This is a genomic window from Ectothiorhodospira magna (genome assembly GCF_900110965.1).
Classification (GTDB): domain Bacteria; phylum Pseudomonadota; class Gammaproteobacteria; order Ectothiorhodospirales; family Ectothiorhodospiraceae; genus Ectothiorhodospira; species Ectothiorhodospira magna.
This window is the reverse complement of sequence record NZ_FOFO01000025.1, coordinates 38,488-46,894: the sequence shown is the minus strand read 5'-3', so window position 1 is coordinate 46,894 and position 8,407 is coordinate 38,488. Positions and strand designations below refer to the sequence as shown.

The following is an 8,407-nucleotide window of genomic DNA, read 5'->3' as shown; positions in this document are numbered from 1 at the left end:
AGCGGGTCGCCAATGCCCGCCACGACTTCCAGCACAAGCTCTCTCGACAGATCGTTGACGACAACCAAGCGGTGATCGTCGAGACGCTGAAGGTCAAAAATATGATGAAAAACGCCAGACTCGCCAAGCACATCGGCGATGCGTCCTGGTATGCCTTGACCACCAAGCTGGACTACAAGGCCAAGGAGCAGGGCAAGCATCTGGTCAAGATCGATCCGTGGTTTGCCAGCTCCAAAACCTGCCATGTCTGCCAGCACAAGAGGGACGCCATGCCGTTGAACGTCCGGTCGTGGGAATGCCCGGCCTGCCACACACAGCATGACCGGGATATCAACGCGGCGCTGAACATCAAGCATCAAGGCATAGTAAAGCTGAAGGCGGAAGGGCTGTCCGTCTCTGCCCATGGAGGCTTGCGTAAGTCCGGCACATCGCCGGCTGCTGCCTGAGAAGTGGGAAGCCTCGCCCGTGGCGCGTCAGCGCTTAGGGCGGGGAGCAGTCACCCAGCATCATGGTGCGTGCGGAATGGGCGCCATTGCGGCCAAATTTGAAGCCGAATTTCTGTTGTGAAGCGGTACTACTCATCCTCATCATGTAACTATCCGAGCAGCGGTAGTAGGGCTTCCAGATGGCGGCACGCAGCGCATGACCTGCCGGGCCAGACATAGATCATCCCATGCCTTGCGCTTATCCAAAGGCTTGCGCAGCAGGTAGGCCGGATGGTAGGTGACCACCAGAGGGATGGTCCGGTATTCCAGAAGATGGCCCCGCAGGGCACCCAGAGGGGTCTTGGTCGCCAGTAGATTCTGGGCCGCCACCCGCCCCAGGGCCACGATGATCCGGGGCTGGATCAGGGCAATCTGCTGGTCTAAAAAATCCCGGCAGGCGCCCGCTTCCTCCGGTTTGGGATCACGATTGTCAGGCGGGCGACACTTGAGGATATTGGCAATGTAGACCCCCTCCCCCCGGGCCAGGCCCAGGGCGGCTAGCATGTTGTCCAGCAGCTTGCCTGCCCGTCCCACAAAAGGCTCTCCGCGCCGGTCTTCCTCCGCCCCAGGGGCTTCACCAATGAACAGCCAGGGGGCCTGGCGGTCACCGACCCCGAACACGGTCCGGGTGCGACTTGACGCCAGTTCCGCGCAGCGGGTGCAGGTCTCAACTTGATGTGACAGGGTTTCCCAGTCGGGTACCGTTTCTACGGGGCTGCTGGTTTTCGGCGCCGGCAACGTCGTTGCCGGACGGTCCTCCTGGGCCGGCGCCATCGACGGGACATCGGGTTCCATGACCGCAGACGCCCTGACAGCGGGCGCCTCATCATGATGGGATACGCCCGCTGTCAGGGTCGGAGTGTCGTCCCTGGGCACCCATTGCTGGATGCCCATGACCTCAAGATAACGACGCCGCAGTCCCTCATCCATGGGGGATCAGACGTCGCCGCGCTGGGGATGGGCACGACGATCCGGCATCACCAGCCGGTTGAGGGCATTGAGATAAGCCTTGGCCGAGGCAATCACGATATCCGTGTCCGCCCCCTGACCGTTGACGATGCGCCCCGCCTTTTCCAGCCGGACCGTCACCTCCCCCTGGGCATCGGTGCCACTGGTGATGTTGTTCACCGAGTAGAGCAGCAACCGGGTGCCGCTGGGCACGATGGTCTCGATGGCCTTGAAGGCCGCATCCACCGGGCCGCTGCCCTCGGCCTGGCCGCCCCGCTCGGCCCCGTCCACGCTGAGGGTGACATTGGCCACCGGCGTCTCCCCCGTCTCGGAACAGACCCGCATGGACACCAGCTTGAGCTGTTCGCTGTCCAGGGCCATGGTGGCTTCCGACACCAGGGCCTGCAGATCCTCGTCGAAGATCTCATGTTTTTTGTCCGCCAGTTCCTTGAAACGGGCAAAGGCTTCGTTGAGTTCCTCCTCGGACTGGAACTCGATGCCCAGGTCCTTGAGGCGGGTGCGGAAGGCATTGCGACCGGAGTGCTTGCCCAGCACGATGCGGTTTTCCGACCAGCCCACGTCCTGGGCCCGCATGATCTCGTAGGTATCCCGATGCTTGAGCACCCCGTCCTGATGGATGCCGGATTCATGGGCAAAGGCATTGGCGCCCACGATGGCCTTGTTGGGCTGCACCGGAAAACCGGTGATGCTGGACACCAGGCGGGAACAGGGCACGATCTGGGTGGTATCCAGGGTGGTGTCGCAGGGGAAGACATCCTGACGGGTACGCACCGCCATGACGATCTCCTCCAGGGCCGCGTTGCCGGCCCGCTCCCCCAGACCGTTGATGGTGCACTCCACCTGACGGGCGCCATTGAGCACGGCGGCCAGGGAGTTGGCCACGGCCACCCCCAGGTCATTGTGGCAATGGACCGAGAACACGGCCTTGTCCGAGTTGGGCACCCGTTCGATCAGGTTCCGCATCAACTCGCCGAACTGCTGGGGGATGTTGTAACCCACGGTATCGGGGATGTTGATGGTCCTGGCACCGGCGTCGATCACCGCCTCAATCACCCGGCAGAGAAAATCCAGCTCGGAACGGCCCGCGTCCTCGGGGGAGAATTCCACGTTATCGGTCCACTGCCGGGCCCGCTTGACGGCGGCCACCGCCTGGGTGAGCACCTCGTCGGGGGACATCTTCAGCTTGTACTGCATGTGAATGGGGGATGTGGCCAGGAAGGTGTGGATGCGGGCGGAATTGGCCGCCTTGAGGGCCTCGCCGGCGCGGTCAATGTCCACATCCTTGGCCCGGGCCAGACCGCAGACGGTGCTGTCCCGCACCGCCTGGGCCACCGCCCGCACGGACTCGAAGTCACCGGTGCTGGCGGCGGGGAAGCCGGCCTCGATGATGTCCACCCGCATCTTTTCCAGCGCCTTGGCGATGCGGACCTTTTCTTCCCGGGTCATGGACGCGCCGGGACTCTGCTCGCCGTCGCGCAAGGTGGTGTCGAAAATAAAGAGTTTGTCTTTGCCTGCCATGTTCTGTGACCTCTGCGCGCCGGAGGGGTCCGGGCGCTTGCTCTCTGGGGGAAATTCTACATGACCCGCACCCTGGGATGGATGTCATGGGATCAGCGAATGCGTTTGGCCTCGCCAGGCATGAGAGAATGTGCCGCTAGCGCGGCAGTCGCAGCGGGGATAGCAGGCGGGCCACGGAAGATATGCCCACCCAGGCGCCGCTCCGGGAGGGCGGCGCCTGGATCACACCATGTTGTGCGCGTGGGTGGGTCATGGGGGCGTATTTTTTGGACTTGGTCTTGACTTTAGCAGAGGCCCCGCAGGGAGTAAAGCCTACTGCAATCATCAACCATTCACAGCCCCCGGCATTGGACGATCAGCACATTCAATGGGAAAATACCGCCCCAGAGACATCCACCCCCCTCAGTCAGGACTCGCCCATGCCCGCCCGACTCATCGATGGCCGCGCCATTGCCCAGACCGTTCAACAGGAAGTCCGCCAGGCGGTGGAAGCCCGTCTTGCCGCGGGCAAGCGGGCGCCCGGACTGGCGGTGGTGCTGGTGGGGGACGACCCGGCTTCCCACGTCTATGTCCGCAACAAGCGCCGCACCTGCGACGCCATCGGCATGGAATCCCGCTCCGTCGACCTGCCGGACAATGTCTCCCTGGGGGATCTGCTGGACGTGATTGACGAACTCAACGCCGATCCCACCGTGGATGGCATTTTAGTCCAGCAGCCCTTGCCCGGGCACATCGACACCGAGCAGGTGGTGGAGCGCATGGACCCGGCCAAGGACGTGGATGGTTTTCATCCCTACAACATGGGCCGACTGGCCCTGCGCCTGCCACGCCTGCGCCCTTGTACCCCCTATGGGGTGCTGCGACTGCTGGAAGCCACGGGGGAAACCTACAAGGGCCGTCATGGGGTGATCGTGGGCGCCTCCAATATCGTTGGCCGTCCCATGGCCCTGGAACTGATGCTGGCGGGGGCCACGGTCACCGTCTGCCATCGCTTCAGCACCGACACCCCGGAGCATGTGGGGCGTGCAGACATCGTGATCGCCGCGGCGGGCAAGCCGGGGCTGGTGCGGGGGGACTGGATCAAGCCGGGGGCCACGGTGATTGACGTAGGCATCAACCGGCTGGAGGACGGCAGTCTGGCGGGCGACGTGGAATTTGATCGGGCAGCGGAACGGGCCGCCTGGATCACCCCGGTTCCCGGCGGCGTGGGACCGATGACCGTGGCCATGCTGATGAAGAACACCCTGCAGGCCTGTGAGGATGCAGAACAGGTGGCCAGCTGTTTCCTGCCGTGAGCCTGTCCCCTGGCCTCAACCCCTCTCCCGCAAGGGGAGAGGGGCTTTGCGATTCCCTCAGCCGCGACGCCAGGTGGTGCCGCTTGGGCCATCCTCAAGTACCACGCCCTGTTCCTTGAGGACATCCCGAATCCGGTCCGCCTCGGCAAAATCCTTGCGCCGACGGGCCTCCAGACGGGCCTCGATCAGGGCCTGGATCTCGGCCTCGCCCGGTCCCTCGCCAGCCCCTCCCTGCAGATAGGCATCCGGGTCCGACCCCAGAATCCCCAGCACCCCGCCCAACTCCCGCAACAACCCGGCCAGACGCCCCGCCGCTTCCGGCTGACCGTCCCGCAGACGGTTCACCTCATGGGCGATGTCGAACAGCACCGACAGCGCCACCGGCGTGTTGAAGTCATCCTGCATGGCGGCATCGAACCGGCTCCGGAACGGCGCCCCCTCCCCTTCCGGCGGCAGCGGCGCCACCCCCCGCAAGGCGGTGTACAGACGGTTCAGGGCGGCACGGGCATTGTTGAGGGGCTCGTCACTGTAGTTGAGCGGGCTACGATAATGACTGCCCAGGATGAAATACCGCACCTCCTCGGGCCGGTAATGCGCCAGCACCTGGCGCACGGTGAAGAAATTGCCCAGGGACTTGGACATCTTCTCCTCGTTCACCCGCACGAAACCGTTGTGCATCCAGTAATTCACATAATGTTCGCAGGAGGCCGCCTCGCTCTGGGCGATCTCGTTCTCATGGTGGGGGAACTGCAGATCCTGCCCGCCCCCATGGATGTCGAAATGATGTCCCAGATAATGGGTGGACATGGCCGAGCATTCGATATGCCAGCCGGGCCGCCCCGGTCCCCAGGGGGAATCCCAGGCCGGCTCGCCGGGCTTGGCCGCCTTCCAGAGCACGAAATCCAGCGGGTCCCGCTTGGACTCGTCCGGCGCCACCCGCTCCCCCGCCCGCAGATCCTCGATCCGCTTGCCCGACAGTTTGCCGTATCCCTCGAACAGGGAGACGCTGTAATACACATCCCCGTTATCCCCCACATAGGCAAAGCCCCGCCGGAGCAGGGTGCCGATCATGTGCAGGATGTCGTGGATATGGGCCGTGGCCCGGGGCTCAAAGCTGGGACGGGCCACCCCCAGGGCATCGGCGTCCTCGTGCATGGCCTGGATGAAACGGTCGGTCAGGGCCTCGATGGATTCACCGTTTTCCGCCGCCCGGCGGATGATCTTGTCATCGATGTCGGTGATGTTGCGCACATAGGTCACCTCATAGCCCAGCGCCTGAAGGTAACGGTAGACCACATCGAACACCACCAGCACCCGGGCATGGCCCAGATGACAGTAGTCATACACCGTCATGCCGCAGACATACATGCGCACCTTGCCGGGTTCCATGGGCTGGAACGGCTCTTTGCGACGGGTGAGGGTGTTGTGGATATGGAGCATCGAGGTGTCTGTCTCTGAATTCGTTGGAGCCCTGATCTTATCAAAGCCCATGGATACGGGGCCATCGCCGGACTTTGCCCCTCCGGGCGCCAGCGGCTATCATCACGGATCGTCAACGGTATACCGACGGACATCCACTAATGAAATCAATGATTCGACAGCTTGCCCTTAGCCTCACCCTGCTGTCTGCAACCATGGGAACTCAAGTCATGGCCGAAAACACTGCCCCCAGGGTCACCATCGAGACCACCAAGGGCACCATCGTCCTTGAACTCTACGCCGACAAGGCCCCCGAGACCGTCGCCAACTTCCTGGCCTATGCCAATGACGGCTTCTATGACGGCACCATCTTCCACCGGGTGATCCCCGACTTCATGGTCCAGGGGGGCGGCTTCACCCAGGACATGCAGCAAAAGCCCACCAAGGACCCGATCCGCAACGAGGCCAATAACGGCCTGAGCAACGAAGTGGGCACCGTGGCCATGGCCCGTACCCCCAACCCCCATTCCGCCACTGCCCAGTTCTTCATCAATGTCCAGCACAACCGTTTCCTGGACTTCACCGCCGAAACCCCCCAGGGCTGGGGCTATGCCGTCTTTGGCCGGGTGGTGGAAGGCATGGACGTGGTGGAAAGCATCGTCGCCGTGCCCACCGGCAGCCAGGGCATGCACCAGGATGTCCCCCGGGAACCCATTGTCATGACCCGCGTCAGCGCCGAGTGATTCGGCAACCGTGAGCGAGACGCTGTTCATCTCGGATCTGCATCTGGACAAGGATCGTCCCCACGGTCTGCGGCACTTTGAACATTTCCTCCACACCCGTGTCCCCGGTGCCGATGCCCTCTACATCCTGGGGGATCTGTTCGAGTACTGGGTGGGGGACGACGACCCGGCGGACCACCTGCAACCGGCCTTTGACCAGCTCAAATGCCTGAGCGATGGGGGCATGCCCCTGTACTTCGTCCACGGCAACCGGGATTTTCTGGTGGGAGACACCCTGGCCCGGCGCTGCGGCTGCCAGCTGCTGGACACGGAAACGGTGGTGGACCTCTACGGCACCCCCACCCTGATCATGCACGGCGACAGCCTGTGCACCGACGACGTGGACCACATGGCCTTTCGCGCCCTGGTCCGGGACCCGGACTGGCAGGCGGCCTTTCTCGCCCTGCCCCTGGCCCGGCGTCACGCCGAGGCGGAAGCCGCCCGACAGCAGAGCCGGACCAGCACCCGCAACAAGCCCGACCACATCACCGACGTCAGCCCCCTGGCGGTTGAGGATGCCCTGCGCCGCCATGGTGTCCACACCCTGATCCACGGCCATACCCACCGCCCCGCCATCCATGATCTTGATCTGGACGGCCACCCGGCCCGCCGCATTGTGCTGCCCGACTGGTACGACACCGGTGGCGTGCTGGTATGCCGCCCGGACGGGATGGCGCTGGCCGGCATCTGAGCCGGCCCCCTCTCAGCACAGGCGGTCCAGGCCCCGGGCCAGATCGGCCTGGATATCCGCCGGGTCTTCCAGGCCCACCGCCATCCGCACCAATCCTTCGCCAATCCCCTGCTCCACCCGTTGCTCCGGGGTGATCCGCCCGTGGGTGGTGGTGGCCGGATGGGTGATGGTGGTCTTGGCATCCCCCAGGTTGGCGGTGATGGACAGCATCCGGGTGCTGTCGATGACCTGCCAGGCCGCCTCCCTGCCCCCCTTCACCTGGAAGGCGACGATACCGCCGAAAGCGGCCTGCTGGCGGGCAGCCAGGGCATGCTGGGGATGGGAAGCCAGACCGGGATAATGGACCTTCTCCACCGCCGGATGCTTTTCCAGCCAGTGGGCCAGGGTCAGGGCCGATGCACTATGGGCGCGCATGCGCAGGGACAGGGTTTCCAGGCCCTTGTGAAAGACCCAGGCATTGAAGGGACTCATGGTGGGGCCGGCGGTGCGCAAAAAGCCGAGAATTTCCTTGCCCACCCGACTCTCATCGCCAACCACCGCCCCTCCCATACAGCGCCCCTGCCCATCCAGATACTTGGTGGCGGAATGAATCACCAGATCGGCCCCCAGGGTCAGGGGCCGTTGCAATGCGGGAGTACAAAAGCAATTGTCCACCGCCAACAGGCAGTCGTGGGTATGGGCCAGTTCCGCCAGGGCACGGATGTCCACCAGCTCGGTCAGGGGATTGGAAGGCGTCTCGGCAAACAGCATCCGGGTATTGGGGCGCAGGGCCTTGGCCCAGGCATCCAGATCCGACAGGGGCACATAGCTCACCTGGATACCGAAACGGGTGAGGTAATTGCTGAACAGGTTAGTGGTGGAACCAAACACGGACCGGGACGAGATGATATGGTCCCCCGCCTGGAGCAGGGACAGGCAGGTGGACAGGATCGCCGACATGCCCGAGGCGGTGGCCACACAGGCTTCCCCCCCTTCCAGGGCCGCCAGCCGATCCTGAAAGGCGCGCACCGTGGGATTGGTGAAACGGGCATAGATATTACCGGGCGCCTCGCCGGCAAACCGGGCCGCCGCCTCGGCGGCACTGGCAAAGACAAAGCTGGAGGTGGCGAAGATGGGATCGGAATGTTCCTGTTCCGCCGTGCGGGTCTGGCCGGCGCGAATGGCCAGGGTATCGAAACCGGGGTTATCCTGAGACTGGGACATAAAAACTCCTGGTTAAATTGACAAGTATCAATCCTGACACCCCAA

The 8,407-nt window shown here is 63.8% G+C and carries 8 protein-coding genes; 4 read left to right on the top strand and 4 right to left on the bottom strand.

Features of this window, described 5'->3' with window-relative positions; all coding sequences use genetic code 11:
* Positions 1–446 (top strand): RNA-guided endonuclease TnpB family protein (locus tag BMX62_RS10650; protein WP_143339752.1); only part of this gene is annotated, 446 nt, incomplete at its 5' end.
* 141 nt (positions 447–587) lie between these two features.
* Here BMX62_RS10650 and BMX62_RS10645 read toward each other — a convergent pair.
* Together BMX62_RS10645 and BMX62_RS10640 are read right to left on the bottom strand one after the other, a co-directional pair.
* Entirely contained in the window at positions 588–1,415 is an 828-nt protein-coding gene (locus tag BMX62_RS10645) for a uracil-DNA glycosylase (RefSeq protein ID WP_090208575.1), read from the bottom strand.
* Positions 1,416–1,421: 6 nt separating this feature from the next.
* A complete protein-coding gene (locus tag BMX62_RS10640; protein WP_090208572.1) occupies positions 1,422–2,972 on the bottom strand; it encodes a 2-isopropylmalate synthase in 1,551 nt (516 codons plus the stop codon).
* Positions 2,973–3,391: 419 nt separating this feature from the next.
* Here BMX62_RS10640 and folD point away from each other — a divergent pair, with 419 nt between their 5' ends.
* Entirely contained in the window at positions 3,392–4,267 is an 876-nt protein-coding gene (gene folD, locus BMX62_RS10635; protein WP_090208569.1) for a bifunctional methylenetetrahydrofolate dehydrogenase/methenyltetrahydrofolate cyclohydrolase FolD, read from the top strand.
* Between the two features lie 57 nt (positions 4,268–4,324).
* On the opposite strand, the gene cysS is transcribed toward folD, so the two are convergent.
* The gene (gene cysS, locus BMX62_RS10630) at positions 4,325–5,707 is read right to left on the bottom strand and encodes a cysteine--tRNA ligase (RefSeq protein WP_090208566.1); all 1,383 of its coding nucleotides are present in this window, start codon (positions 5,705–5,707) and stop codon (positions 4,325–4,327) included.
* A 149-nt stretch (positions 5,708–5,856) separates the two neighbouring features.
* Between cysS and BMX62_RS10625 the strand changes: the two genes are divergently transcribed.
* Positions 5,857–6,429, top strand: coding sequence for a peptidylprolyl isomerase (locus tag BMX62_RS10625; RefSeq protein WP_238375962.1), 573 nt, complete (start codon positions 5,857–5,859; stop codon positions 6,427–6,429).
* A 10-nt stretch (positions 6,430–6,439) separates the two neighbouring features.
* Positions 6,440–7,159 carry a UDP-2,3-diacylglucosamine diphosphatase gene (locus BMX62_RS10620; RefSeq protein ID WP_090208559.1) on the top strand — a complete coding sequence of 240 codons (720 nt, stop codon included), beginning with the start codon at positions 6,440–6,442 and terminating at the stop codon, positions 7,157–7,159.
* Between the two features lie 12 nt (positions 7,160–7,171).
* On the opposite strand, the gene BMX62_RS10615 is transcribed toward BMX62_RS10620, so the two are convergent.
* Positions 7,172–8,362 carry an O-succinylhomoserine sulfhydrylase gene (locus BMX62_RS10615; protein WP_090208556.1) on the bottom strand — a complete coding sequence of 397 codons (1,191 nt, stop codon included), beginning with the start codon at positions 8,360–8,362 and terminating at the stop codon, positions 7,172–7,174.
* Positions 8,363–8,407 lie beyond the last annotated feature (45 nt).